The sequence below is a fragment of the Pedobacter cryoconitis genome (assembly GCF_003259615.1).
GTDB lineage: Bacteria > Bacteroidota > Bacteroidia > Sphingobacteriales > Sphingobacteriaceae > Pedobacter > Pedobacter cryoconitis.
This window is the reverse complement of the sequence record NZ_QLLR01000082.1, coordinates 1-1,205: the sequence shown is the minus strand read 5'-3', so window position 1 is coordinate 1,205 and position 1,205 is coordinate 1. Positions and strand designations below refer to the sequence as shown.

The window sequence follows — 1,205 nt, the reverse complement described above, 5'->3', positions numbered from 1 at the left end:
TCAATACACTAAATCCTAATTAGTGGTGTAATATGGCTCGGAATGGTGGTGTACTTTGCCGCGGAATGGTGGTGTAGTATACCTCGGAATATCCATAGTGGATTAAGAGCACAAAATACAGTAACAGCGAATCTGCTGGCTGATGAGTTTGAAAGGCAATATAATCAATGTGAGCCTTTAGATCAGATTCTTTCCTTCTTGCAAAAGATTGGATTAGCCTATCAGCTGGAAACAATTGAAGAAGATACTTTTCTGCCCGGTCTTAAATTACGGAATGGTGCTTTAGTGATTGATACAAAACGATTACTTTATCCAGGCGATGTTTTACATGAGGCCGGACATCTGGCTTGTATGCCGCCCAATATCAGGCAAAGTATGAATGATAATCTGGAAGATTGTGATATGCACAGGGGTGGAGAAATGATGGCTCTGGCCTGGTCATATGCAGCCTGTGTCTTTCTTAAAATAGATCCTGAAATTGTATTTCATCAGGATGGCTACAAAGGTGCAGGACAAAATTTAATTCAGAACTTTAATGATGGGAATATCATTGGTTTACCATTGTTACAATGGTCTGGTATGAGTTATGATGAGCCAACAGCAACGGCATCTGGTTGTCAGCCTTTTCCGCATATGATAAGCTGGACATGTATTAGACAAACTTTTGAATCCCAGGCAGGAGCGCTATAAATGATGCAAATTCTAAATCATATTTTAAATCAGTCACCATGTTTTCTACTGTGCTAACGCAATCACAGGAAACAGGAAATTAAAGATCATGCACCTGAACAGGTTCTGGGAAAAGTCTTTACTTAAAAGGGAAGGGAAAATAATTGTTGATGAGCCTAAAGGAAAATGGCGGTTTGATAAAATCCTGATGAATACATTTGGGCTGGGACTGGAGCAGACTTTTGTGGTGGGTTTTTTATTGTTTTTAAAAAATAAATAGGCCTGGTCATGAGGGTATACTTATCATTTACTGGTAGCAAACAAAGTCTTTCTCTTAAAGAGAGACTTAACCTCGGATCAACGGGTTTTATAAATAGTTTTTTCACTTCAAATTTGCACTTAGCACATTCATAATTTAAAGAAGATTCTTCAAGTTTGAGTAAACCTGGAATTGCAACATTAAAGTTGACATTTAGTTAAGCGGCAATATTTTGTTTATTTAAGTTTCTACCAAATTCTTCTGGGGACAAGTACCC

The 1,205-nt window shown here is 37.8% G+C and carries 2 protein-coding genes; both read left to right on the top strand.

The genetic code is table 11. The annotated features are described in order from the left end of the window. The first annotated feature begins 42 nt into the window (after window positions 1-42). Window positions 43-690: a hypothetical protein gene (locus LY11_RS26465; RefSeq protein WP_111636574.1), complete on the top strand. Its 648-nt coding sequence runs from the start codon at window positions 43-45 to the stop codon at window positions 688-690. An 88-nt stretch (window positions 691-778) separates the two neighbouring features. Further along, complete coding sequence (locus tag LY11_RS26855; RefSeq protein WP_170132801.1) at window positions 779-949, top strand: hypothetical protein; 171 nt, start codon at window positions 779-781, stop codon at window positions 947-949. Window positions 950-1,205 lie beyond the last annotated feature (256 nt).